The following is a 23,066-nucleotide window of genomic DNA, read 5'->3' on the forward strand; positions in this document are numbered from 1 at the left end:
TCACGCGCTTATCTGCGGATCGTAAGCGAAAAGCCGAACGTTCTGCCAAGCACGTCATATGTGTCGGGGAAAGTATTGAACGCTCCCGGATTGACCGCAAGGGGCGGTTTCTTATCAAAAATATTGTCGATGCCGAACGTCAGCGACAAGCCTTTGATCGGCGGGCGTAGGGCGATGTTCAGATCGAAATAGTTGAATGCATCGATCTTGCCTACACTGCCTGCTGTGCTGTCTTTGACAGAACCGATCCGCTTCCAGCCGAATTGCACGGTGAGGGGCTCACTGTCCCAGGTAAAGGTCGCACGATGACGGTAATCGGGAACGACAAGCGTTACGAGATCGGAGGAGCACCGCGATCCGTAACTGCCTTTGCAGTCTACAGGGGTCAGGACCGCATTACGCTGGATCGTGTAGTCGGTTACGAAGCTTCCCTGATAACCAAAGCTCCATCTGTCTCCCGGCAAACCAAAGGGAACATCGAAGCCATATTTCAGATCGACATCGATCCCCTCTTGCTTGATCGAAGCCAGATTGCGGTCGTCGACAAATGCATTCTTGATAAATCCGGTAACGGGATCGCGTGTCACTGCCGCACATAGCGGATTGTCCGCGCTGGGGTCAGTTACGTAACAACTTGTGATAGCATCGATCGGCTGGATCTGGCCCACGGCGTCACGAATGCTAATCTTGTAATAGTCAACTGAGAGGTTGAGGCCCGGAATGAAGCTAGGCGTTAGCACGCCGCCGATTGTATACGTCTTGCCGCGCTCCGCCTGGATATTGGCGTTGCCGCCGAAGAAATATCCGCCGGTCAAATTGGCCGGATTGTTGGAATCATAAGCGGCTTTATAACCTTGGGCCGTGCACTGGGTGACCGTCGCGGCGTTTGTGGCACCGACACAGGGGTCGCCCGCGTAACGAGGAAAGAGGCGCGCCACTGTCCTAAGGTTTGCAAACGGTATCGAGAATACCGGATTGGCAAACTCGCCGATATTCGCATCGCGGATAACGGTTTGGCGCGTTGCGCGAAACCGCAGATCGTCACTGACCGTCCAGTTAATACCGACCTTGTTGGTATCGTAACTACGGTCGGGTCCGACGGATTTTTCATACCATGATCGGCGATACGCTCCTTCGACATTAAGCTGCTTGATCAAAGGTACATCCGACAACAACGGTACGACCAGTTCGCCGAACAACTCGTTGACCTGGATGAACGGCGGAATCGGTGGAGCCGATTCCGCACCCTGGTTAAACGATGTGCCAAGATTGCTGCCATAAGCGAAGCGTCCGGTTTCCTTGCGGAACTCATAGCCCGCTGTAAACCCGACCGGCCCTGCCCAGCCGTTGAAGAAATCGCTGGTGTCGCCAGCAATATAGGCCGAGGCTACCTGCTGGGTACGCTCGCGGTCGCCAAAATCAAAATCTTGCAGTACGCTGGTAAAATTACCGCCGGGACCGAAGATGTCGGTTGTGTTCACAAGGCCGGCAAAGCTGGCTTTAAGGCCGTCACCCTTGACCGTTATAGACTCTTTCGAACGTCCATATTGATAATATGCATCCCAGCTAATTGCTGGCGTGATCTCGCCTCGCAATCCGATCTGGGCCTGAATATTATCCCGTTTGTTTTCTGCAAAGGTCGCCCCCAATTCGCCGAGAGAACGGCGGACGTTGACGTTGGCAAAACCATTCACAAAAGTCAGTTGCGCGCGCGCCTGCGGGTCGAGGAACGGATTGGTCTGCGCTATTTGTACGTTAACACCCGCTGCTCCTGTCGTGGGTGGGTTCTGCCCCGAACGTGTGCCACCTTGGGTTTTGACTGTCGAATACATGACCCGGCCGTAAGTTTCGACGCCCTCGAAAAGCTCATATTTGAAGAATGCGTTAGCATTGATACGCCGGAGCGGCTGCGAAAGCAGGAATAGCGGCGTATAGTCGGTGGTCTGGGGCGTCAGTGTAAATGCACCATTTGCGTCATATGAAAATGTACGTCCGCTGACTACATCGGTGAAGTTGCCTCCGATCGGAAGCGTCGCCGCCCCGTTTCTGGCAAAGCTACGCTTACCCGCAAGCAGAGGGTCACGATCCGTATATTCGACATAACCGACGATGCTCCCGCGATCGCCCAGGTTCATGCCGCCCATCAAATGCGCACTTTTTTGAGAAGCACCGCCAGCAACGGCACGATAGTTGATGTTTGCCTGTAACCCTTCGAAATCGTCATTGATTATGAAGTTCACCACGCCTGCAACTGCATCGGCGCCATAGACCGCTGCTGCACCACCTGTGAGAACATCGACGCGTTCCAGAAGCGGCGCGGGTATGGAGTTCACGTCAACCGCGTTGCGGAAGCTGAATGGCAGTGCGCGTGTTCCGTTGATCAGAACCAACGTCCGATTCTGCCCCAGATTGCGCAGATCGAGAGTTTGTGCGCCAAAAGCGTCGCTGCCGACCGATGTCGAGTTCACACCGCCAGCAAGTTGCGGAACCTTGACCGAAATATCTTCGATTGTGACGGCGCGCTGCAGTTGGATCTGCTCGCCATCAAGCGTGCTGATCGGGCTCGTTGAAGAAAGGCCCGCACTCTTGATCCTCGTTCCTGTAACAACGATTCCGTCATCCGCTTCTTCAGCGGACACCGCATCCTGCGCGATTGCACTCGTTGAAATGGTCGACGCGACCAATCCAAGAAACGCGCAACTCCCATAGAGTATTTTTGATGTTTTTCTTCTCATTGCCAATCTCCCTTCCCATTGTGCTTTTCGGCAAAGCTGCAAGGAGTTAACCGGCTTGTCTAATTTATGCAATACCATTTTAATACCAATGTAAACTAGGGCCAGGACCCGAGGGCCAGGACCACTTAGCTGCTTGATTGGTGTGGCACGTTGCTATAGCTCGCCTGTCAGGGGGAGAGTTATTTATGCCAAGTTTTGCCGCCAGCTTTGCTGGTTTTGCGCTGCGCACCACGGGCTATTATCGCCGGATGTTTTCTGGTGGGCCGCAATTTGAAAAGAATATTGCAAAGGTCCGTTCCGGGCCGTTGCCATCGCCCAAAACGCATGCCGACGTCGATATTCGGCAAAGCGAGTTTCAGGGCCGTCCTGTCTGGCACCTTGCGCCCAAGGGCCGTGCGCCGTCGGTGCATATCCTGTTCTGGCATGGCGGCGGCTATGTCTATCCGGCAACCGACATCCATTGGAAATTTCTGTCGCGCATGGCGGCGCAACATGGCTGGTCCATCACCGCGCCGCTCTATCCGCTCGCGCCCGAAAATACGGCCGCCCATATCACCAATTGGGCCATGGACTATTATACAGGCTATCTGACGGAGATGGGCGAAAAACCGTTTGTCATGGGCGGCGACTCTGCAGGTGGCGGACTGACCGCTGCTTTGGCGCACATGGCGCGCGATAGGGGCCAAACTTTGCCTGCCAGTCTGTTGCTCATTTGCCCATGGCTCAACCTTGACCCGGCGCATCCCGACCAGTTGAAGACGGAACCACGCGACGGCATCCTGACCATCAGCGGTATTTCCGCAGGCGGCATGCTTTATGCGGGCGATTTACCCCGCGATGACCCAAGATGCAGCCCGATTTTTGGCAATTGGGACGGATTACCGCCGATCCTGGCCTTTGCCGGCGGCGACGACATATTGGTTACTGACTCGCGGGCATTAAAGGCTAAGCTGCCGTCGGTGGAGCTTATCGAGCATGCGGGGATGCTGCACGATTGGCCGATTTTCAGCTTCCGTGAGTCGCGCAAGGCGCAGGCAAAAATGGCCAATTTTGTCGCACCGGCGGTGACGTAACGCATTTGCGCGGACCACTTATGCCGGCCTTATCGCCCGCTTTACGGTCGCCCTTATTGGGTGAGTTATCACAACGAGCATCATCTGTTCATGGGTGTGCCCTGCTACCATCTGGCGGCGACCCATCGCCTGCTCGGAACGGGCGGCTATCATCCGAAGATGACCCTATCGCCCAATTATCGCGACGTTCTGGCGCAGGCCGTCAACTGACCGAGGCCGCACGGGCGCTTTCGCGTTCGATGATTTCCAGAAGCGCGTCGATTTTTGCATGCAAGCGCAGGATTTCTAGCTCGGCGCGCAAATTGACTTCATAATCATGCGCGGCGGCAATGCGGTCTTTGGCCGACTGGCGATTTTGGCTCATCATGATGATGGGCGCTTGAATCGCCGCAAGCGTTGACAGCATCAGGTTCAAAAAGATGAACGGATAGGGGTCAAAGGGCGTGCCCAATTTGCCCAATATCTGCGAGTTCAAAAGCATCCAGCCAAGCAATACAGCGGCAAAGACCATGATGAATTTCCATGATCCGCCAACCGCCGCGACCTTGTCGGATAGGCGCTGACCAAAAGTCGCCTGTTCGTCGACAATATCGCCAACGTCGCGGCTGGTGCGCTGCACATGGTGAATATGGTGCAGCACCTTGGCCTCTTCGGCCTCCAACTGGTCCAGCGACTTTCCAAGCAGGTCAATCGCCAGTTTTTCGACCGAAGGCACCTCTTTCATGTCAATACTCCTGCAATGTTCCAAACGGACGGCGCTCGCGCTTAGCTACGCAAGCGCCTCTGCGATGAGCTGGCGGCTATTGGCCACGCCATATAAAGCGATGAAGCTGCCCATGCGTGGACCGGCGCTGGACCCCAATAAAGTTTCATACAAGGCCTTGAACCAGTCGCGCAGATTTTCAAATCCACCCTCTTTGCCGATGGCATAGACGATGTTCTGAATATCCTCGGCGCTGGCATCCGCAGGCAATTCCGCCAGTTGCGCATCGAGCGTTTGCAAGGCGGCAATCTCAAAGCCTTCGGGCTTGCGCTTGTGCAAGGTCGGCGCAACGAAATCGCGGTTATAGGCAAGCGCAATAGGGATCAACTCGGCCAGTTCGGGCGCGTTTTCGGGCGAGACATTATCGGCATAATTGCCAAGATAGGCCCAAACCTGCGCCTCGGTGGCACCTGCACCCATCACGCCGACAAGGTTCAGCAACAGGCCGAACGTCACCGGTGGCTGTCCGCTGGGTACTTGGCCATTGTGGACATGGTGTACAGGGTTGCCCAGCCGCTTTTCAATCGGTTGTTCATGCCATTGCGCGCGGAACTGGAAATATTCGTCCACGGCCTTGGGCACGACGCCCAAATGCAGTTGCTTGGCGCTTTTGGGTTCGCGAAAGGCGTAAAAGGCAACGCTGTTTTCGGTGCCATATTTCAACCAATCCTCAAGCGCGAGGCCATTGCCCTTGGACTTGGAAATCTTCTCGCCTTTTTCATCGAGGAACATTTCGTAAATCAGGCTTTCGGGCGGACGCCCGCCAAGCACGCGCGCGATCTTGCCCGATTGCACGCCGCTGTCGGTCAAATCCTTGCCATACATTTCATAATCGACGCCCAACGCGACCCAACGCATCGCCCAATCGACCTTCCATTGCAGCTTTGCCTTGCCGCCCAAGACCGATTGCGTGACCATATCGCCATTGTCATCAAAACGAACAAGGCCAGCCTCGGCATCGACAACCTCAACCGGCACCTGAAGCACGACGCCCGTCTTCTCGCTGATCGGCAGTATCGGCGAATAGGTCGCGGCGCGTTCCTTGCGCAACGTGGGCAGCATGATGTCCAATATGCCCTGATAGTTGCGCAGCACATTTTTCAGGGCATCGTCAAACGCGCCGCTTTCATATTGCGACGATGACGAGATAAATTCATATTCAAAACCGAACTGGTCGAGGAAATCACGCAGCATCGCATTGTTATGCGCGGCAAAGCTCTCAAACTTTTCAAACGGATCAGGGATGCGCGACAAAGGCTTGCCCAAATGTTCGGTGAGCATCGCCTGATTCGGCACATTGTCTGGCACCTTGCGCAGGCCATCCATATCGTCCGAAAATTCGATGAGCCGCGTGGGCGCGTCGGACAAGGTCCGGAACGCATTGCGCACCATCGTCGTGCGCAGCACTTCGTTAAAGGTGCCGATATGGGGCAGACCCGATGGGCCATAGCCACATTCAAAAATAATCGCCTGACCATCGGGCTTGCCATGGGGATAGCGTTTCAACAAACGCCGCGCCTCTTCATAAGGCCAGGCTTTTGATGCCAATGCTATGTCGCGAAGGTCAGTCACATGTTGCTCTTTCGTTCCAAATAGCCCAACAGGGCGCATGGAAACTCCACTAGCCTTTCCTGCGCTCCACGCAAGCCATGCCGGTATTTGGATGGGCAGCAATGGCGGACATGTGCAAACAATTGGCAAGGGTGAAGCGGCGGGCCGGGCGGCGGAAACGCCGATGGTCATGCTGAATGCGCCTTTGGTGGCACAAAGGCTTGGCTATCCCGATTTGTCGGGGCTTGACCTTCTGGAGCTATATGCCTTTGTCTACCCCGCGCGCTTTGCCGTTCCAACGCCCAAGGGGTTGGCAAAGATGCTGAACTTACCCGCCCCTGCGACCGATCAAGATGTTCCTTTATTCTTGCTGCGCGCCGCGCATAATTTGCTGTCGGTGCTTGGCGATCCTGCTTGGGCCGAACGTGAAGGCGCGTGGGATTCGGCCCAAGCACTGATGCGGCTGCGCTGGCCATGGGCCAATCTGGTGCTGGCGCAACTCAAAAAGCCCGAGCGATCGGAACGGTGGCTGTTCAGCCGCCTGCCCGAATGGGAGGAGGCCGCGCCGCGCACCCCGCCGCGCGTGGTGACGTTGCAGGCGGAAGCTGTGCAAGAACGCTTGGCATCTTTGGTCGGCGGCTCTGCGGAAACACGGCAAGGGCAGCGCGATTTTGCCCAAGCCGCAGCGGCCATTTTCGCACCGCGCACGCGCAAGGGCGAACCGCATATGGTACTGGCGGAGGCCGGCACAGGTATTGGCAAGACGCTTGGATATTTGGCACCTGCCAGCCTGTGGGCGACCGCCGCCGACGGCACGGTGTGGATTTCCACTTTTACCAAGGCGTTGCAACGGCAATTGGTGCGCGAGGCAAAGCGCATGTATCCCGACCATGAAACGTTCAAGTCCAAGGTTGTCGTCCGCAAGGGTCGCGAAAATTACCTATGCCTTTTGAACCTGGAGGATGCCTTGCAAGGCGGCTTTGCTGGGCGCGCGGCGACCCTTGCGCATCTGGTGGCGCGATGGGCGGCCTATTCGCATGATGGCGACATGATCGGGGGCGATTTACCCGGATGGTTGCCGACCTTGTTCCGGCGCAATGGATCAACCGCGCTGACCGACCGGCGCGGCGAATGTATTTATGCCGGATGCCCGCATTATAAAAAATGCTTCATCGAACGTGCCGCACGTTCATCGGTGCAGGCCGAAATCGTCATCGCCAATCATGCTTTGATGATGGTCAACGCCGCGCGCGGGCGAGATGAACAAAACCGGCCAAGCCGGATCATTTTTGATGAAGGTCATCATCTGTTTGATGCCGCCGATTCGATGTTTGCCGCCGCGCTGACGGGGCAAGAAACGATTGAGTTGCGCCGCTGGGTCATTGGTCCCGAAGGCAAGGCACGCGGGCGACGGCGCGGGCTTTCTGCGCGGCTTGCCGATGTCGCGTCTTATGATGAAGAAGGTGGCCTTGCCATTGAAATGGCGCGCGTCGCGGCTGAGGCTTTGCCCGGCGACGGATGGTTGGCGCGTTTGGCCGAAGGCACGCCATCGGGACCAATTGAACGATTGCTGTCCGCCGTCCGGACGATGGTGTTCGCCCGCGACGAAACCAATGCAACCGAAAGTGGCTATGGTCTGGAGACCGAGCTTGCCGATCCAGACCCAAAAGTCATAGACGCCGCCGCCGATGCCGCCATCGCGCTGGAGGCGCTGGCAAGGCCGCTGACGGTGCTTGGGCAACGTTTAGAGGCGATGATAGCCGACCCGCCCGATTGGCTCGATGGCAGCGCCCGCGCGCGTGTCGAGGGGGCAATGGCAAGCCTAAGCTGGCGCATCGACACATTGCGCGCTTGGATATCGATGTTGGCGCGCGCCGTCGGCCCCGTTGACCCCGAATATATCGACTGGCTGGCGATTGACCGGTTCGAAGGCCGCGAAATGGACATTGGCATGCACCGCCGTTGGCTCGACCCAATGAAGCCGGTGGCGGAGGTCTTGCTGAAGCCGAGCCATGGCGTGCTGGCCACCTCAGCAACCTTACGCAGCGGTGGCGACTGGCAAAATGCCGAGGCGCGGACCGGGGCAAGTCATCTGGATAAGCCAGCGACGCATTTTTCGGCGATCAGCCCGTTTGACTATAAAGCGCAGGCCGAAGTGCTGATCGTCACCGATATTAAAAAGGGCGATGCTGCCGCCTTGGCGGGTGCGTATGCCGCGTTGATTACCGCGTCAGGCGGCGGCGTTCTGGGCCTGTTCACCGCGATACGGCGGTTGCGATCCACCTATGCGCGCATCGCCGACCGCTTGGCACGCGACGGGCTGCCGCTGTATGCGCAACATGTGGACCCCATTGATACCGGCACACTTGTCGACATATTCCGCGATGACCCGCATGCAAGCTTGCTTGGCACCGACGCTTTGCGCGACGGGGTGGACGTGCCCGGCCATTCGCTGCGGCTAGTCATCATGGAGCAAATCCCTTGGCCCCGCCCCGACATCTTGCACCGCGCGCGGCGTTTGAAACATGGCGGCATGGAATATGACGACCGCATCATCCGTGCAAAAATGGCGCAGGCCTTTGGCCGCCTGATCCGGAGTGCCGGCGACAAAGGGCATTTTGTGTTGCTGTCATCGGCGGTGCCAAGCCGCCTTTTGTCGGCATTTCCATCGGGCACGCCCATCCGCCGGGTGACGCTGGAAGAGGCGGTAAATTCCGTTAAATCAGGTCTTTCGTCTGACACAAATTTGCGGCAGGACGCTGCAAACATGTTGGAAGCGAGCAACCCGATTTGACCTTCACCCTTACCTTGTTCCGCCATGCCAAATCGAGTTGGGATGACGCCGTTCCACGCGATTTTGACCGTCCGCTCAATAAACGCGGGGAAAAAGCGGCGCTTATCATGGGCATCTGGGTAAAACGCAATGGATTTACCTTTGACCATGTCGTCGCAAGCCCCGCGGTGCGCGTGATCGAAACGATTGATCATTTTGTGAAGGGCACTGGTGGTCGGATCGAGCCCAATTGGGACCGCCGGATTTATCTGGCGTCCTCTGCGACGTTGATGGACGTGCTGCGCGATCAAGCCGATGCACATAAAAACCTGTTGATGGTCGGGCATAATCCGGGGCTAGAGGATCTTGTGTTCGACATCTGCCCCGACGACGGCACATCGCCTTTGCGCGATTTGGTTTGGGAGAAATATCCGACCGCCGCGATTGCGCGAATGGAATTGAACGTCGCGCGCTGGGCCGATGTGGATCGCAAATGCGGGCAATTGACGCACTTCATCCGGCCTCGCGATCTTGACCCAGAGCTCGGACCCGAGACTGAATGACGCCCATCATCTGGCGCAAGGCCGATGTGCGTGATGCCGAAGCGCTGAGCTTTCTTGGCGCGGCAACGTTCATGGCCACCTTCGCTTTTGACCATCCCGGCCAACCAATGATGGAACATCTGCGGCAAGAACATAGCACCGCATATTACGCCGCGGCACTTCGCGATCCGGCAACCGATATCGTGCTTGGCGAAACCCCGCTTGGCGCGCCTGTCGGCTATGCCATGGTCACACCTGCGGCCCATCCTGCGGTGCAGCAAGACAGCGATATCGAGTTAAAGCGTATTTATATGCTGGGGCCGTGGCAGGGCGGTGGTAATGGCAAAGACCTGTTAGATCTGGTGTTCGCGGTGGCCGAAAAACGCGGGGCAAGACGCATGTTGCTGTCCGTCTACGAAAAAAATGTGCGCGCCATCGGCTTTTACGAACGGGCTGGCTTTGTGGCGATTGGCGAAACGGTCTTCATGGTGGGCAAAGTGCCCTTTCGCGATTTGGTCTACGCGCGGAATATGGCTTAAGCTGCGGCCAAAGCGGACGCCAGCCGGTCGCGCACCGCCTGCAAAGCACCAAAGTCGAACGCTGCAACCGACGATTGCTCGGGCGCAGGTGCATGAGGCCGCGCATCCAGTGCCCCGCCTTCCGTCAGAAAACGACGCGCGCCCTTTACGGTATAGCCTTCTGCATACAATAAGCGATGGATAGTGTGCAGCAGGACGACATCTTCGGGCCGATACAACCGTCGGCCACCCGCACGCGTCAGTGGCCGCAGCATGGGGAACTGTTCTTCCCAATACCGCAATATATGCGTGCGAACGCCCAACGCCTCGGCCATTTCACCAATATTACGGAAGGCGTCAGCCGATTTTTCGCGCATAAAAGTTATTTTACCTTTTGGCGCATGCCTTGGCTTGCACGGAATGTAAGCACCCGGCGCGGCGTAATTGGCACTTCCACGCCTGTTTTGGGATTGCGCCCGATACGCTCGGCCTTGTCCCGAAGAACAAAAGTACCAAAACCAGAAATTTTGACATTGTCACCGTCCAGTAACGCACTGGTCATATGGTCGAGAATTGATTCGACCATCGCCGCGGCGTCTGCACGCGACAAACCGATTTGACGGTTAAGCATCTCGGCCAAATCAGCGCGAGTTAAAGTTCCTGCATCAGCCATATTCGTCTCCGGACCTTGACATCGAATGGTAAGATCATAGCATACAACATAAATTTGAATTGTAAAATAGAGAATAAAATAGAGATAATGTGAAAAACTTAGAGTCTGACTCATAATTATCATGTTTAATATCATAGTTTTGCGATTCGTCTAGCGAGGAACTGGACGGAGGCCATGAACAGCCATGCCGTTGCGGAAGCGATGCTGCGCTCGAAGTCTTTGGCAAGGCGCCGGTTGCGGTTTAGCCATGCGAACGTTCGCTCGACGACCCAGCGGCGCGGTAGAACAATAAAGCCATTTGCCCGGTCAGAACGCTTTATGATTTCGATGGTCCAGTCGCCGATCTTGGTCAGCGCGGTTTTGAGCTTGTCACCGGCATAGCCGCCATCGGCAAAGACATGGCGCAGCCAAGGGAAGCTATAACGGATGTCGGAGAGCACGATCGGCGCGCCGTCGCGGTCCTGTATATCGGCGCTGTGAATAATGGCGTGTACCAGAAAGCCGTTCGTATCGGTGATGATATGGCGCTTGCGCCCCTTCACTTTCTTGCCCGCGTCATAGCCGCGTATGCCGCCGCTTTCCGTCGTTTTGACAGACTGGCTGTCAATCACTCCGGCGCTGGGTGAAGCCTCGCTACCCTGCGCCACCCGGGCATCCTGGATCAGATAATGGTTGATCCGTTGCCATGTGCCATCATCGCGCCAAGCGTAAAACCAACGCTGCACCGTCGAGGAAGGTGGAAAGCCCGGCGGCAGCATCCGCCATGGCAGGCCACCGCGTAGCAGATACAGCATCGCTTCTACTATCCGCCGCATCGGCCATTTGCGCGGACGGCCGACAAAGGACGGCAGCGGAAAAAACGGTTCCAGAACCGCCCACTCCTCATCAGTTAAATCACTTGGCAAAGCCAATCCGTTGCGTGCATGATGCGCGCGAGTGGTGTCGGTCCACATCGTTGAAATCCTTCGGGTTGTTGCAAAACCGCTGAATCAATGATGTGGAAAAGCGTCAAGCTAACTCGCTGACACTACTCAACTTAATTTCGGGTCAGACACTTAGGGTCTTGACCCTACATCCGTACGATTGATGCGCCCCAGGTGAATCCGCCACCCATCGCTTCCAGAACGACAATGTCCCCTTTTTTGATCCGGCCATCGCGCACGGCGACATCCAAGGCCAACGGAACCGACGCCGCAGATGTATTGGCGTGCTGGTCAACGGTGAGGACGACTTTATTCGGGTCAAGCGCCAGTTTCTTGGCCGTCGCCTCAATAATCCGGGCATTAGCCTGATGCGGAACGACCCAGTCAATGTCGGCTGGCGTCAAGTCTGTCGCGGCAAGCACCTCGTGCAATACATTGGTGAGATTGGTCACGGCATGGCGGAACACCTCGCGACCCTTCATCCGCAATTGGCCGACGGTGCCCGTGGTGGATGGACCGCCATCGACATATAATAATTCATTATGTTGACCATCGGCATGCAATTTGGTCGCCAGCGCGCCGCGAATGCCAACCTCGCCTGACAAGACAACCGCGCCAGCGCCGTCACCAAATAATACGCATGTCGTGCGGTCTTCCCAGTCCAATATGCGGCTGAATGTTTCGGCCCCGATGACTAATGCATTATGGGCTGACCCTGCGCGGATCATGCTTTCCGCGACAGAAAAGGCATAGAGAAAGCCCGAGCAAACCGCGGCCACATCAAAGGCAACGCCGCCATTGCAGCCAAGCGCATGTTGCACGATGGTGGCAGAGGCGGGAAAAGTCTGGTCGGGCGTAGCGGTCGCCAATATGATGAGATCAATGTCGTTCGCCGACATGCCAGCCGCGTCAAGCGCCCGGCGCGATGCTTCGATCGCAAGGCTGGATGTTGTTTCATCGGGCTCGGCGATGTGGCGAAACTTTATGCCCGTCCGCTCTGTAATCCATTCATCGGTCGTATCGACTCTGCGGGCCAGTTCAGCGTTCGACACGCGGTTGCGTGGAAGCGCCGACCCAGTGCCTTTGATAACGGCACGAAGAGCGACTTCGGTCACTGCGCCTGTATCCGCGCAAGATCTTGCGTGATCCGCGCTGTAATGTCTTCTTCGACCAATCGCGCCGCAACCTCGACCGCATTGGCCACGCCCTTGATATTGGCGCTGCCATGGCTTTTGACGACGACACCGTTCAGTCCCATGAACACAGCGCCATTATGATTGTTGGGATCAAGTTGGTGCCGCAGCAATTCGGTGGCTGGACGCGATACCAGAAAACCGAATTTCGAACGGATCGAACTGGTGAAGGCCCGGCGCAAAAGATCTGTGACGAAACGCGCCGTGCCTTCGATGGACTTCAACGCGATGTTGCCGGTAAAGCCATCGCACACAACGACATCACATTCGCCTCGGTTGATCTTGTCGGCCTCAACAAAGCCCTGAAAATCCATGTGTAGCCCGGTGGCGTCGCGCAAATGCTGCGCCGCATCACGAAGTTGATCGGTGCCCTTCATTTCCTCTGTACCGATGTTCAGCAAGCGGACACGCGGACGGTCAAAGCCGAAAATGATACGCGAATAGGCCGCACCCATGACGGCAAACTGGACAAGGTTTTTGGCCTCACATTCGGTGTTTGCCCCCAGATCCAACATCACCACATCAGTATCTTCCAACGTCGGCAGCAAGGCAGAAAGCGCTGGCCGGTCGATGCCGGGCATCGTGCGCAGGGCAAGTTTGGCGGTAGCCATCAATGCGCCGGTGTTGCCAGCGCTGACGGCGGCACTGGCATTGCCTGACTTTACGGCATTGATCGCCATGCCCATGGAGCTGGTTTTGGCCTTGCGCAAGGCGGCGCTGACCTTGTCATCGGGCGTAACGACGACATCGCTATGGAGGATTTCGGAGGCTGCCCGCAAATTGGGGTGCTTATCGAGCGCAGACTTAATCTGCGTTTCGTCACCCACCAAAAGAAATTTGAAACTGTCGTGCCGGTGACGTGCCAAAGCCGCGCCTGCGATCATCACAGGAACGCCTTCGTCACCGCCCATCGCGTCAATGGCGATACGCGGTTTCATCGACACCAGCTATTCTCCTTGAACAGGATTAGGCGACTGCTACCACTTCGCGGCCATTATAGTGGCCACAGGCATCGCACAGATGATGTGGACGCTTCAATTCGCCACAGTTGGCGCATTCTTGGTACGCGGCAACCTTGAGCGAATCATGGCTACGACGCATGCCGCGCTTCGAAGGGGATGTTTTTCTTTTGGGGACAGCCATTTCGGCACCTGTTCCATTTCAAAATCAATAAGTTCTAGGGCATGATAGGCGAAAGAGATGGTCGTGGCAAGTACGCGCCAGAATCGGCCTCATTCGTCCGCACATGTCTGTGTGAGCGGCGCTCTATACTTGTTTTTCGGTGCTTTGCAAGCCGAGAGATAGCAGTTAGGGTCAGGCACCGAACAGGGAGAGAATATATGTTGAGTTTACCCGTTACCCTTACAATAGCCGCAGGTGCGGCATTGGTAAACATCTGGCTCATGATCCGTTGCGGTCAGGCGCGGACAAAAGAAAGCGTGTCGATTGGCGATGGCGGCAATGAATTTGTCATTCGCCGGATGCGCGCGCACGCGAACTTCGTGGAAAGCGCGCCCTTCATTTTAATCCTGATTGCTGCGCTTGAGGCGACAAGCGGAACCAACCAATGGCTTTGGGGCTTGGGCATCGTCTACATTGTCGGGCGGCTTGCGCATGGCCTGGGCATGGATGGCGGTTCATTGGGCAAGGGCCGGATGGTCGGCACGCTGACCACGATGATAACGCTGCTTGGCCTTGCAGGCTGGGCCTTGTGGAACGTGTACGCAGCGATTCTTTAAACTAACGAGCCGTTAGGGCCAGGACCACGTGAATCTGCCACAGCGGTGGTGGATTTAAATGGCCCTGGCCCTCAGCACGTCGTCTGCGACAAAGGCGTTGTGCTTGCGCTCATAACCAAATTGGCTGGTGGGGCCATGTCCGGGGATGAAGGTTACATCATCGCCCAATGGCCATAATTTTGTCGTGATGGCGTTAATCAGGTCGGCATGATTGCCGCGCGGGAAATCGGTACGGCCGATGGACCCTTGAAACAGCACATCCCCAACAATCGCCAGACGGCTGGGTTGATGATGAAAAATGACATGTCCAGGCGTGTGGCCGGGGCAGTGAAGGACATCGAGCGTGAGATTGCCGACGGTCACGGTGTCGCCGTCGATCAGCCAGCGGTCGGGTTCAAAACTATGCGCCTCCATGCCATAGCGCGCGCCGTCATTGTCGAGCTTCTCGATCCAGAAACGGTCGTCCTCATGCGGGCCTTCAATCTTTAGCCCAAGCTCTTGCGCCAGCATCCCAGCTTGCCCGCAATGGTCGAGATGGCCATGCGTCACCAATAATTTTTCAAGCTGGACGCCCGTTTGCGCGACAGCGGCTTTCAATTTGTCGAGATCACCGCCTGGGTCAACCAAAGCGCCCTTGTTCGTCTGCGTGCACCAAAACAGCGTGCAATTCTGCTGCAACGGCGTGACGGGAATGATCGCGGCCTTTAGCGGCGGGGTCTTTGTGGGCGTGGGTGTGACAATCGACATGCATATTCATGTGCCGCACTGACGCGGCCGAGGCAAGCCTTCAAAGGCGCCGCCCTGCCCAAACAACCCTGCCGATGATAGCGACGGTTGCGCGGTCAACATCTGACCAACCGGGATAGGCCGGATTGTCCGACAACACCGACAAACGCCCGCTTGGTCCGCTGGCGAGCCGTTTGACCATCAGCGCATCATCCAGCCGAATGACATGAATGCCGTCGCGCAACGGGCCAGCCGCGGCGCGATTGTCGACCATGATGTCATCGCCATGGTTCAGTGTCGGCGACATCGAATCGCCCTCCACCTGAATCAACGAAAGCTGTGCCGGGTCCAGCCCCTGCTTGCGCAACCATTTTTCATCAAAACCGATTTTGCCGGCCAGCGTTTCGCGACCCGGAATGGCACCGGGACCAGCCGACGCGCCAACCGCCAGCTTTGGAATAAGCCGAATGCCCGTTCTGGTCGCGCCCGCGTCCGGCCCACCCAGCACGCTTTCATCCACACCAAAATATCGTGCCAATATCCCACGCTCCGTCTCTGGCAGTTTTTTGGGTGACCCGCGTTTGATAAATTGTTGAATATAGGTGGGATTACGACCGATCAATTTCGACAGGCCAGCGAAATCTTCTGCGCTTTCCGCGATCAAGCGCTCCAAAACAGCCCTTGGGTCTTCTCCCATGTTGTTCCCTCCGGTTTGGTTGGAAATTTCCTAGACATGTAGGATTTATCCTACCACTTATGTTCTATATTTGTTCTAACCGATTCGGGCAAGCCAATCCGGGTCGATCATGGAGGAGACATCATGCACATCAAGCGCCTTATTGAGCGGTTTCTTCGGGAGCAGGACCTGCCACCGACCAAATTCGGGCGCTTGGCTGCGGGTGATCCCCGTCTTGTGCTGGACATGCGCATGGGGCGAGAAATTAGACCCGAAATGGAGTTAAAACTGCGGCATTTCATATCCAACTATGGCCAACTCGTCCAAATCCAAGGCAGGAAGGGGATATGAGCATGCCAACACAGGCGGCCGCCCTGCACAAAGCCTTGCGCGCAATCATCCCTGTTGCCGACATCAGCATATTGCACGAGCGGCCATGGCACAGCCTCACTTTTTGCGGCACGCAACTGTGCCTGTCCGTACACATGCAGGATGGAACATGGCATAGCGACGCGGAGGCGCTATCGCAGCTTTTGTCAGAACATGAATTTGATTTGCCCCGCCAGATCGTCGCCGACATTGCGGTAACGCAGGCGGTTATAGCCAAAGGCGCGCAATGTTTGATCATTGATGCACTATTGCTCGATAGCTGATGCGCGGTGGTGGACATGCATGACAAGACTGCTGCCGCACCGCAAAACTTGTGCACCGTCGCCATCGACCGTAAACAGGGTGCATGACCACACAAACCGCATCGACCTTAGCGCGCATCGCTCCGGAAGCCATTGGCCCGCATCTGCAAATTTATTGGGACGCCCTGACCATCTGGGTGCAGAATAATTATGTCGAACTTGGCATTGCCGTGGTGGCGGCCATCATCGTGTTCGTTGCGCTAAGCTGGCTGAAAAGAATCGCCGCAAACATCGCCCGCGCCAGCGAGCACCGCGCCCATCTGAAATCCATCGTCGCCCGCACCTTGGCGCGGACGAGCAAATTTTTCCGCATCATGGTGTCGATTGAACTGGTCAACCAAATTGCGAATGCGCCAGCGGCACTGACCCAGACCGTCGATATATTGTTCACCATCGCGATTGTCATTCAGGTCGCCATCTGGCTGCGCGAAATCATCTTGGGCTTGATTGAACGGCGCGCAGGCGAAGGCATTCATGAACATGACACGTTGCAAAGCGCGATGGTGCTGATCCGGTTGCTCGTCAGCTTTGCCTTGTTTGCCGTCGCCGCCATTGTGGTGCTTGATAATCTGGGTGTTAACGTCACGGGCCTTGTTGCGGGTCTTGGCGTTGGCGGCATTGCGATTGGCCTTGCCGCGCAAGGTATTTTCTCCGACCTGTTTGCGGCAATCTCAATCATTTTTGACAAGCCATTCCGGCGCGGAGACACGGTGTCTTATGACAACACCATTGCGCGGGTTGAAGTCATCGGCATGAAAAGCACGCGACTGCGCGCACTGACGGGTGAAGAAAAAATCATCTCGAACAGCAAATTGCTCGAAAAAGAAATCACCAACAACACGCTGACCTTGTATCGGCGGGTCACTTTCGTACTCACCCTTGTGTACCAGACACCCCCTGCCCTTGCCCGGCGCGTGCCGGATGTTTTGCGTGCAGCGGTTGAGGCCAATGGAGCGCAATTCATCCGCGCCGGGTTCAACAATTTTGCCGCAAGCTCGCTCGATTTCCATGTGGTGTTCGACATTGAAAGCGATGATGTCGAAGAGATGTTTCAGGCACGCCACGATATTGGTATCGCGATCCTCGATAGCTTTGCCCGCGAAGGGATTTCTTTTGCCTATCCCACGCAGACGACTTTCACAGCCGCGCCCGATGGCAATTTGGTGATGCCCTATGCCGCGCCACCCAGTGCCGAGGCGCGTTCAAAAAGCTGATTCGCTGCTTATGGGTCAAACAGCCGCTAGCATGCCGTAACGGCAAACAAGCGGGGCTTGTATTGCTTGTATCAAACCGCCACGATAGGCCGAAGTTAGGAAGCAGGAGACTCCGTATGACCGCAATTACACCCGCTGAACTCGCGACGAAGGTTGGCGAAAACATCGGCGTATCGGAATGGATTTTGGTTGATCAGGACATGATCAACAAATTTGCCGATGCAACGGGCGACCATCAATTCATTCACATCAACGAAGAAATGGCCAAGCAAACGCCGTTTGGCGGCACCATTGCCCATGGTTTTTTGACCTTGTCTTTGTTCCCGGTGATGAGCGCCAAGTCCGATTGCCCCAAGGTATCTGGCGTTAAAATGGGTGTGAATTATGGTGGCAACAAAACCCGTTTTCTCGCCCCTGTCCGTTCGGGCAAGCGCGTACGCGGCCATTTCAAACTGCTTGAACTTGCCGAAAAACGCCCCGGCCAATGGCAGCAGACGCTTGAGTTCACTGTCGAGATTGAGGGCGAGGAAAAGCCTGCACTTCAGGCGGAATGGATCAGCCAGTTTTTCGTATAATTTTCACTTTAAGGAACCCCTCTCATGCGTGACGCAGTAATCATATCCACCGCCCGTACCGCCATTGGCAAAGCCTATCGCGGCGGGTTCAACGCAACGTCCGGACCAACGCTCGGCAGCTATGCGTTGAAGGCCGCTGTGGAACGCGCCGGCATAGAAGGCGGCGAAATCGACGATGTTCTGTGGGGCTCCGCGCTGCAACAGGGCACGCAAGGCGGCAATCTTGCCCGCCAGGTGGCGCTGCGCGCTGGTCTACCCGTATCGGTATCAGGCATGACGATGGATCGCCAATGTTCATCGGGCCTGATGTCGATTGCGACCGCGGCAAAGCAGATCATTGTCGACAATGTCGATGTAATGGCCGCTGGCGGACAAGAATCGATCTCTTTGGTGCAAACCAAGGAAATGCGCGTTCAGCCAGACCGTGAACTGATCGAAATGCACAATGCCATTTACATGCCGATGCTGCAGACCGCCGAAGTCGTGGCCAAGCGGTACAATATCGGCCGCGATGCGATGGACGAATATGCCCTGCAGTCGCAGCAGCGCACCGCCGCTGCACAAGCCGCTGGCTATTTTGATGCCGAAATCGTGCCCGTGACCACGGTCATGAACGTCGTGAACAAGGAAACCGGCGAAGTCAGCCAGAAAGACGTGACCATAGCCAAGGATGAAGGCAATCGCGCCGATACACAGTTGGCCGGTCTGCAAGCGCTTCAACCCGTGCTTGGCCCCGACATGACGATCACCGCCGGAAACGCAAGCCAGCTTTCCGACGGTTCCTCCGCCTCCATCCTGATGGAAGCAAAATTGGCTGAGAAAAAGGGTCTCAACCCGCTTGGCCGTTATGTCGGCATGGCGGTTGCAGGGACAGAGCCCGATGAAATGGGCATTGGTCCCGTATTCGCAATTCCGAAGCTGCTGCAGCGTTTTGGCCTGAAGATGGACGATATCGGCATCTGGGAACTGAACGAGGCATTTGCCGTGCAAGTCCTCTATTGCCGTGACAAATTGGGCATCCCTAACGAATTGCTGAACGTCAATGGCGGATCGATTTCGATTGGCCATCCTTATGGCATGACGGGCGCACGCTGCACGGGCCATGCCTTGATCGAAGGCAAGCGTCGCGGTGCGAAATATGGTGTCGTCACCATGTGCGTCGGCGGCGGAATGGGCGCCGCTGGCCTGTTCGAAATCTTTTAATCGCACACAAAAAACAAGGAGCAGCCTCATGTCCGCCATTGGTGTAATCGCAACGTTGACTGTTGCCGAAGGCAAGAATGAAGATTTTGAGGCTGTTTTTGCAGAACTGGCTGCTGCAGTTAGGACGAACGAACCGGGGAACGTGTTTTACACGCTCACCCGGTCACGGTCCAACCCGCAAGTGTACAAAGTGCTTGAGCAATATGTCGATCAAGACGCCCTGACCGCGCATGGCGCCAGCGACTATTTCAAAGCGGCTGGACCCAAGCTTGGCCCCTGCCTCGCCGGTGCACCCGACATTGAGTATCTCGACGCGCTATAAAGCGGATACGCCGCATTAAGTAGCGTCCCCACCAAATTACGGTGATGTTGTGGACGGCGCACTGTTGAGTTGATTCGAGCTTTCCGAACCTTCAGAATAATTTAATGCACTGTCATTGTGATTGCCGTAATTCCGCTGTCACCGTAATTCCGTAATTCGTCCGTAATTCAGAACTGCAAATAGCGGACCGTTTTCAACAATATATTGTTAAAATTTGTGAATTAATCGGTTGACTTCAGAATAGTGAAACTTAGCCTATGTCCAGAAGAGCTATCGGGGCAGATATGTCAGACAAATTCAACATTGCCGATTTCCTGTCAGACGACGGGCCTGAGAATCAATACCAAGAGCAGCTGAAACGCATTCAAGCTGCTGAGAACCAAACTGAATGTATTGAAGATGCAGTTAACGGTGCTTTAGCTAATTTATCAGACGGGACGCAAAAGTCGTTTGTCATATATGGCGAACCGCAGAGCGGTAAGACCGAAATGATGATTTGCCTCACAGCTAAGCTGCTAGATGAGGGCTTTCGGTTCATCATTCATCTCCTGAACGATAGTGTTGACCTACTCGGTCAAAATATGAGCCGCTTCCACAGCTCCGGCCTTGCGCCATCTGCTCAGAATTTTGCTGAAATCTTGGATCCTTCGGTAGATGTTAAGAATGGCAAGCACATTGTTTTTTGCAAGAAAAATGGGAGTGATCTGAGAAAGCTGATTAACAAGATCGGAAATATGAAGAATGTCATCGTGATTGACGATGAGGCAGATTATGCAACTCCAAATTCGAAGGTAAATAAAGGTGACAAAACGTCGATCAATGATCTAAGTGTCTGACCCGAAATTAAGTTGAGTAGTGTCAGCGAGTTAGCTTGACGCTTTTCCACATCATTGATTCAGCGGTTTTGCAACAACCCGAAGGATTTCAACGATGTGGACCGACACCACTCGCGCGCATCATGCACGCAACGGATTGGCTTTGCCAAGTGATTTAACTGATGAGGAGTGGGCGGTTCTGGAACCGTTTTTTCCGCTGCCGTCCTTTGTCGGCCGTCCGCGCAAATGGCCGATGCGGCGGATAGTAGAAGCGATGCTGTATCTGCTACGCGGTGGCCTGCCATGGCGGATGCTGCCGCCGGGCTTTCCACCTTCCTCGACGGTGCAGCGTTGGTTTTACGCTTGGCGCGATGATGGCACATGGCAACGGATCAACCATTATCTGATCCAGGATGCCCGGGTGGCGCAGGGTAGCGAGGCTTCACCCAGCGCCGGAGTGATTGACAGCCAGTCTGTCAAAACGACGGAAAGCGGCGGCATACGCGGCTATGACGCGGGCAAGAAAGTGAAGGGGCGCAAGCGCCATATCATCACCGATACGAACGGCTTTCTGGTACACGCCATTATTCACAGCGCCGATATACAGGACCGCGACGGCGCGCCGATCGTGCTCTCCGACATCCGTTATAGCTTCCCTTGGCTGCGCCATGTCTTTGCCGATGGCGGCTATGCCGGTGACAAGCTCAAAACCGCGCTGACCAAGATCGGCGACTGGACCATCGAAATCATAAAGCGTTCTGACCGGGCAAATGGCTTTATTGTTCTACCGCGCCGCTGGGTCGTCGAGCGAACGTTCGCATGGCTAAACCGCAACCGGCGCCTTGCCAAAGACTTCGAGCGCAGCATCGCTTCCGCAACGGCATGGCTGTTCATGGCCTCCGTCCAGTTCCTCGCTAGACGAATCGCAAAACTATGATATTAAACATGATAATTATGAGTCAGACTCTAATAGAAAAAATAATAGGCAGTACTGGTCATTACATTGGTGTCACGGCGACTCCAGCTCGATTAAACTTAAATAACACTTTAAATAATGATTCCAAGTTGTGGGTAAAATTTCCGCCACACAGAATGTATACGGGGCAAGATGATTTCTTTCCAATGAACATAGATGAAATTGGAATTGCTGGTTTAAGTTATCAATTAAAATTGATGAGTGCGCGAAATGACGACGGAAGCGAAGAGCGATCTGCTTTGTTCAGGTTCATGGTCAATGTTGCACATTTGAATATGAGCTCAGAGCGCGAACAAAACTATGCTTTTTTAGTACATACAAGCGGCCAAAAGATTGATCATCGCAAAGATTTAGACGTATTTAGGAATGTATTTTCAGCTCTTTCCGACAAATCGGGGCGAAAATTTGCGAAATATACTGAAGAAATATGGAACATCGCCAATGCGCGTTACAAAGATATAAATGCGACAAATATAACTAAGTATATTGTAAGCAATATAAGTCGTCATGCAATGATGGTGCTTAATAGTGAGCCGGACTTCAAGAAAGTAGGTGGAAATGCAACTAATCCATCGTCACTATTTACAATAGTTATAGGTGGAAACATTGTTTCTCGTGGTGTTACATTTAATAATCTTTTGGGTATGTTTTTTACACGTGACGTAAAAAATAAACTTCAGCAAGATACGTATATCCAGAGAGCGAGAATGTTCGGGAGTAGAGGCAAGTATCTGCGACATTTCGAGCTGACCATACCAACACCGCTCTTTACGGATTGGCATAGGTGTTTTGTTTATCATCGTCTGGCGCTTGACTCTATTGAGAGTGGCTTGGGTTCACCGGTTTGGATCGCTGACAAGCGAATTGCGGCCGTAGCTAGCGCCAGCATAGATCGATCAACGGTTGATTTGGACAAAGGGGAAATGAGTTTTTCAATTTTTGACTATGATCCTAAGATTGATGAAGTGGCGAATAATATAAACGACCCAGCGAAGATCGTAGACGCGCTGGCTAATCTACTGGGCGATGGATTTCCGGAGTATTTGCAAACTTTTCTACGTCAGTCCCTTTCCCGGAAAACCGTTGGGTTGAAGTTATTTCCCAGCGGTAACGTCTTCCCGAAAATGTCGCCTCTTGAAAAAGAGCGGATTGAGCGTCGACGAGGTTTCCTTACCATTAGGGAGGCAGATCGGGCTGGAAATAATATCCATTTTCTGCGAGTATTTAAAAATGAAGCAGGCAAAGCTCGTCTTTTCTACAAGTTTGACGGCTCGGTCAGTTTCATTAAAAATCTGAAATGATTGGCGAATTTGAACGATATCATGGCGCTGCCATTCGCGACTTGGTGGTTGGATGCCAAAAGCCGCTTCGCATTGAGTCGAAC

26 protein-coding genes are annotated in these 23,066 nt (G+C 55.0%); 15 read left to right on the forward strand and 11 right to left on the reverse strand.

Annotation, left to right across the window (positions count from 1 at the left end):
* Positions 1–8: 8 nt before the first annotated feature.
* Positions 9–2,813, reverse strand: a complete 2,805-nt coding sequence (locus tag HEQ18_RS06845) for a TonB-dependent receptor plug domain-containing protein (RefSeq protein ID WP_432814149.1) — start codon at positions 2,811–2,813, stop codon at positions 9–11.
* A 107-nt stretch (positions 2,814–2,920) separates the two neighbouring features.
* Between HEQ18_RS06845 and HEQ18_RS06850 the strand changes: the two genes are divergently transcribed.
* Entirely contained in the window at positions 2,921–3,808 is an 888-nt protein-coding gene (locus HEQ18_RS06850; protein WP_432814150.1) for an alpha/beta hydrolase fold domain-containing protein, read from the forward strand.
* A gap of 60 nt (positions 3,809–3,868) precedes the next feature.
* Positions 3,869–4,018, forward strand: coding sequence for a fatty acid desaturase (locus tag HEQ18_RS06855; RefSeq protein WP_432814151.1), 150 nt, complete (start codon positions 3,869–3,871; stop codon positions 4,016–4,018).
* Here the strand turns inward: HEQ18_RS06855 and HEQ18_RS06860 are convergent.
* Positions 4,011–4,532 carry a DUF1003 domain-containing protein gene (locus HEQ18_RS06860; RefSeq protein ID WP_432814152.1) on the reverse strand — a complete coding sequence of 174 codons (522 nt, stop codon included), beginning with the start codon at positions 4,530–4,532 and terminating at the stop codon, positions 4,011–4,013. The genes HEQ18_RS06855 and HEQ18_RS06860 overlap by 8 nt on opposite strands.
* Before the next feature lie 45 nt (positions 4,533–4,577).
* The gene (locus HEQ18_RS06865) at positions 4,578–6,182 is read right to left on the reverse strand and encodes a lysine--tRNA ligase (RefSeq protein ID WP_432814153.1); all 1,605 of its coding nucleotides are present in this window, start codon (positions 6,180–6,182) and stop codon (positions 4,578–4,580) included.
* On the opposite strand from HEQ18_RS06865, the gene HEQ18_RS06870 reads away from it, so the two are divergent.
* Genes HEQ18_RS06870 through HEQ18_RS06880 form a run of 3 tightly spaced genes read left to right on the forward strand, consistent with a single transcriptional unit; the run spans position 6,181 to position 9,976 of the window.
* Positions 6,181–8,916: an ATP-dependent DNA helicase gene (locus HEQ18_RS06870; protein WP_432814154.1), complete on the forward strand. Its 2,736-nt coding sequence runs from the start codon at positions 6,181–6,183 to the stop codon at positions 8,914–8,916. The genes HEQ18_RS06865 and HEQ18_RS06870 overlap by 2 nt on opposite strands.
* Positions 8,913–9,458: a SixA phosphatase family protein gene (locus HEQ18_RS06875; RefSeq protein ID WP_432814155.1), complete on the forward strand. Its 546-nt coding sequence runs from the start codon at positions 8,913–8,915 to the stop codon at positions 9,456–9,458. The genes HEQ18_RS06870 and HEQ18_RS06875 overlap by 4 nt, the downstream gene beginning before the upstream one ends.
* A complete protein-coding gene (locus HEQ18_RS06880) occupies positions 9,455–9,976 on the forward strand; it encodes a GNAT family N-acetyltransferase (protein ID WP_432814156.1) in 522 nt (173 codons plus the stop codon). The genes HEQ18_RS06875 and HEQ18_RS06880 overlap by 4 nt, the downstream gene beginning before the upstream one ends.
* Here the strand turns inward: HEQ18_RS06880 and HEQ18_RS06885 are convergent.
* The 6 genes from HEQ18_RS06885 to rpmF form a co-directional block, all read right to left on the reverse strand.
* The gene (locus HEQ18_RS06885; protein ID WP_432814157.1) at positions 9,973–10,332 is read right to left on the reverse strand and encodes a MerR family transcriptional regulator; all 360 of its coding nucleotides are present in this window, start codon (positions 10,330–10,332) and stop codon (positions 9,973–9,975) included. The genes HEQ18_RS06880 and HEQ18_RS06885 overlap by 4 nt on opposite strands.
* A 5-nt stretch (positions 10,333–10,337) precedes the next feature.
* Positions 10,338–10,628, reverse strand: a complete 291-nt coding sequence (locus tag HEQ18_RS06890; RefSeq protein WP_432815970.1) for an integration host factor subunit alpha — start codon at positions 10,626–10,628, stop codon at positions 10,338–10,340.
* 131 nt (positions 10,629–10,759) lie between these two features.
* Entirely contained in the window at positions 10,760–11,581 is an 822-nt protein-coding gene (locus HEQ18_RS06895) for an IS5 family transposase (protein ID WP_432814158.1), read from the reverse strand.
* Positions 11,582–11,697: 116 nt separating this feature from the next.
* Positions 11,698–12,666 (reverse strand): beta-ketoacyl-ACP synthase III, encoded by a 969-nt coding sequence (locus tag HEQ18_RS06900; protein ID WP_432814159.1) that lies wholly within the window; start codon positions 12,664–12,666, stop codon positions 11,698–11,700.
* Positions 12,663–13,682 carry a phosphate acyltransferase PlsX gene (plsX, locus tag HEQ18_RS06905; protein ID WP_432815971.1) on the reverse strand — a complete coding sequence of 340 codons (1,020 nt, stop codon included), beginning with the start codon at positions 13,680–13,682 and terminating at the stop codon, positions 12,663–12,665. Before plsX ends, HEQ18_RS06900 begins: the two co-directional genes overlap by 4 nt.
* A gap of 28 nt (positions 13,683–13,710) precedes the next feature.
* A complete protein-coding gene (rpmF, locus tag HEQ18_RS06910; protein ID WP_125229645.1) occupies positions 13,711–13,887 on the reverse strand; it encodes a 50S ribosomal protein L32 in 177 nt (58 codons plus the stop codon).
* A gap of 197 nt (positions 13,888–14,084) precedes the next feature.
* Here rpmF and HEQ18_RS06915 point away from each other — a divergent pair, with 197 nt between their 5' ends.
* Complete coding sequence (locus HEQ18_RS06915) at positions 14,085–14,483, forward strand: MAPEG family protein (RefSeq protein ID WP_432814160.1); 399 nt, start codon at positions 14,085–14,087, stop codon at positions 14,481–14,483.
* Between the two features lie 54 nt (positions 14,484–14,537).
* On the opposite strand, the gene HEQ18_RS06920 is transcribed toward HEQ18_RS06915, so the two are convergent.
* Positions 14,538–15,230 carry an MBL fold metallo-hydrolase gene (locus tag HEQ18_RS06920; protein ID WP_432814161.1) on the reverse strand — a complete coding sequence of 231 codons (693 nt, stop codon included), beginning with the start codon at positions 15,228–15,230 and terminating at the stop codon, positions 14,538–14,540.
* A gap of 40 nt (positions 15,231–15,270) precedes the next feature.
* Positions 15,271–15,906 carry a S24 family peptidase gene (locus tag HEQ18_RS06925; RefSeq protein WP_432814162.1) on the reverse strand — a complete coding sequence of 212 codons (636 nt, stop codon included), beginning with the start codon at positions 15,904–15,906 and terminating at the stop codon, positions 15,271–15,273.
* A 123-nt stretch (positions 15,907–16,029) separates the two neighbouring features.
* Here HEQ18_RS06925 and HEQ18_RS06930 point away from each other — a divergent pair, with 123 nt between their 5' ends.
* From HEQ18_RS06930 to HEQ18_RS06970, 9 genes are all read left to right on the forward strand, one after another.
* Entirely contained in the window at positions 16,030–16,236 is a 207-nt protein-coding gene (locus HEQ18_RS06930) for a hypothetical protein (RefSeq protein ID WP_432814163.1), read from the forward strand.
* The gene (locus HEQ18_RS06935; RefSeq protein WP_432814164.1) at positions 16,233–16,538 is read left to right on the forward strand and encodes a hypothetical protein; all 306 of its coding nucleotides are present in this window, start codon (positions 16,233–16,235) and stop codon (positions 16,536–16,538) included. The genes HEQ18_RS06930 and HEQ18_RS06935 overlap by 4 nt, the downstream gene beginning before the upstream one ends.
* Positions 16,539–16,621: 83 nt before the next feature.
* Complete coding sequence (locus HEQ18_RS06940; RefSeq protein ID WP_432814165.1) at positions 16,622–17,791, forward strand: mechanosensitive ion channel family protein; 1,170 nt, start codon at positions 16,622–16,624, stop codon at positions 17,789–17,791.
* Positions 17,792–17,907: 116 nt separating this feature from the next.
* The gene (locus tag HEQ18_RS06945) at positions 17,908–18,366 is read left to right on the forward strand and encodes a MaoC family dehydratase (RefSeq protein WP_397604913.1); all 459 of its coding nucleotides are present in this window, start codon (positions 17,908–17,910) and stop codon (positions 18,364–18,366) included.
* A 24-nt stretch (positions 18,367–18,390) separates the two neighbouring features.
* Positions 18,391–19,569, forward strand: coding sequence for an acetyl-CoA C-acyltransferase (locus tag HEQ18_RS06950; protein ID WP_397604912.1), 1,179 nt, complete (start codon positions 18,391–18,393; stop codon positions 19,567–19,569).
* 28 nt (positions 19,570–19,597) lie between these two features.
* Entirely contained in the window at positions 19,598–19,891 is a 294-nt protein-coding gene (locus tag HEQ18_RS06955) for a putative quinol monooxygenase (RefSeq protein WP_432814166.1), read from the forward strand.
* Positions 19,892–20,175: 284 nt separating this feature from the next.
* Positions 20,176–20,727 (forward strand): DEAD/DEAH box helicase family protein, encoded by a 552-nt coding sequence (locus HEQ18_RS06960; protein WP_432814167.1) that lies wholly within the window; start codon positions 20,176–20,178, stop codon positions 20,725–20,727.
* Positions 20,728–20,821: 94 nt separating this feature from the next.
* Positions 20,822–21,643, forward strand: coding sequence for an IS5 family transposase (locus HEQ18_RS06965; RefSeq protein ID WP_432814158.1), 822 nt, complete (start codon positions 20,822–20,824; stop codon positions 21,641–21,643).
* A 17-nt stretch (positions 21,644–21,660) separates the two neighbouring features.
* Positions 21,661–22,983: a Z1 domain-containing protein gene (locus HEQ18_RS06970; RefSeq protein ID WP_432814168.1), complete on the forward strand. Its 1,323-nt coding sequence runs from the start codon at positions 21,661–21,663 to the stop codon at positions 22,981–22,983.
* Positions 22,984–23,066: the final 83 nt, after the last annotated feature.

It is taken from the genome of Sphingorhabdus sp. (genome assembly GCF_050921905.1).
Lineage (GTDB): Bacteria > Pseudomonadota > Alphaproteobacteria > Sphingomonadales > Sphingomonadaceae > Sphingorhabdus_B.

What these genes read in the sequence shown, in the direction of transcription:
- HEQ18_RS06845 (WP_432814149.1), bottom strand. Translation starts at nt 2,813, where the DNA reads ATGGTATTGCATAAATTAGACAAGCCGGTTAACTCCTTGCAGCTTTGC.
- HEQ18_RS06850 (WP_432814150.1), top strand. Translation starts at nt 2,921, where the DNA reads ATGCCAAGTTTTGCCGCCAGCTTTGCTGGTTTTGCGCTGCGCACCACG.
- HEQ18_RS06860 (WP_432814152.1), bottom strand. Translation starts at nt 4,532, where the DNA reads ATGAAAGAGGTGCCTTCGGTCGAAAAACTGGCGATTGACCTGCTTGGA.
- HEQ18_RS06870 (WP_432814154.1), top strand. Translation starts at nt 6,181, where the DNA reads ATGGAAACTCCACTAGCCTTTCCTGCGCTCCACGCAAGCCATGCCGGT.
- HEQ18_RS06865 (WP_432814153.1), bottom strand. Translation starts at nt 6,182, where the DNA reads ATGCGCCCTGTTGGGCTATTTGGAACGAAAGAGCAACATGTGACTGAC.
- HEQ18_RS06880 (WP_432814156.1), top strand. Translation starts at nt 9,455, where the DNA reads ATGACGCCCATCATCTGGCGCAAGGCCGATGTGCGTGATGCCGAAGCG.
- HEQ18_RS06885 (WP_432814157.1), bottom strand. Translation starts at nt 10,332, where the DNA reads ATGCGCGAAAAATCGGCTGACGCCTTCCGTAATATTGGTGAAATGGCC.
- HEQ18_RS06890 (WP_432815970.1), bottom strand. Translation starts at nt 10,628, where the DNA reads ATGGCTGATGCAGGAACTTTAACTCGCGCTGATTTGGCCGAGATGCTT.
- HEQ18_RS06895 (WP_432814158.1), bottom strand. Translation starts at nt 11,581, where the DNA reads ATGTGGACCGACACCACTCGCGCGCATCATGCACGCAACGGATTGGCT.
- plsX (WP_432815971.1), bottom strand. Translation starts at nt 13,682, where the DNA reads ATGAAACCGCGTATCGCCATTGACGCGATGGGCGGTGACGAAGGCGTT.
- rpmF (WP_125229645.1), bottom strand. Translation starts at nt 13,887, where the DNA reads ATGGCTGTCCCCAAAAGAAAAACATCCCCTTCGAAGCGCGGCATGCGT.
- HEQ18_RS06915 (WP_432814160.1), top strand. Translation starts at nt 14,085, where the DNA reads ATGTTGAGTTTACCCGTTACCCTTACAATAGCCGCAGGTGCGGCATTG.
- HEQ18_RS06920 (WP_432814161.1), bottom strand. Translation starts at nt 15,230, where the DNA reads ATGTCGATTGTCACACCCACGCCCACAAAGACCCCGCCGCTAAAGGCC.
- HEQ18_RS06925 (WP_432814162.1), bottom strand. Translation starts at nt 15,906, where the DNA reads ATGGGAGAAGACCCAAGGGCTGTTTTGGAGCGCTTGATCGCGGAAAGC.
- HEQ18_RS06930 (WP_432814163.1), top strand. Translation starts at nt 16,030, where the DNA reads ATGCACATCAAGCGCCTTATTGAGCGGTTTCTTCGGGAGCAGGACCTG.
- HEQ18_RS06935 (WP_432814164.1), top strand. Translation starts at nt 16,233, where the DNA reads ATGAGCATGCCAACACAGGCGGCCGCCCTGCACAAAGCCTTGCGCGCA.
- HEQ18_RS06940 (WP_432814165.1), top strand. Translation starts at nt 16,622, where the DNA reads ATGACCACACAAACCGCATCGACCTTAGCGCGCATCGCTCCGGAAGCC.
- HEQ18_RS06945 (WP_397604913.1), top strand. Translation starts at nt 17,908, where the DNA reads ATGACCGCAATTACACCCGCTGAACTCGCGACGAAGGTTGGCGAAAAC.
- HEQ18_RS06950 (WP_397604912.1), top strand. Translation starts at nt 18,391, where the DNA reads ATGCGTGACGCAGTAATCATATCCACCGCCCGTACCGCCATTGGCAAA.
- HEQ18_RS06955 (WP_432814166.1), top strand. Translation starts at nt 19,598, where the DNA reads ATGTCCGCCATTGGTGTAATCGCAACGTTGACTGTTGCCGAAGGCAAG.
- HEQ18_RS06960 (WP_432814167.1), top strand. Translation starts at nt 20,176, where the DNA reads ATGTCAGACAAATTCAACATTGCCGATTTCCTGTCAGACGACGGGCCT.
- HEQ18_RS06965 (WP_432814158.1), top strand. Translation starts at nt 20,822, where the DNA reads ATGTGGACCGACACCACTCGCGCGCATCATGCACGCAACGGATTGGCT.
- HEQ18_RS06970 (WP_432814168.1), top strand. Translation starts at nt 21,661, where the DNA reads ATGAGTCAGACTCTAATAGAAAAAATAATAGGCAGTACTGGTCATTAC.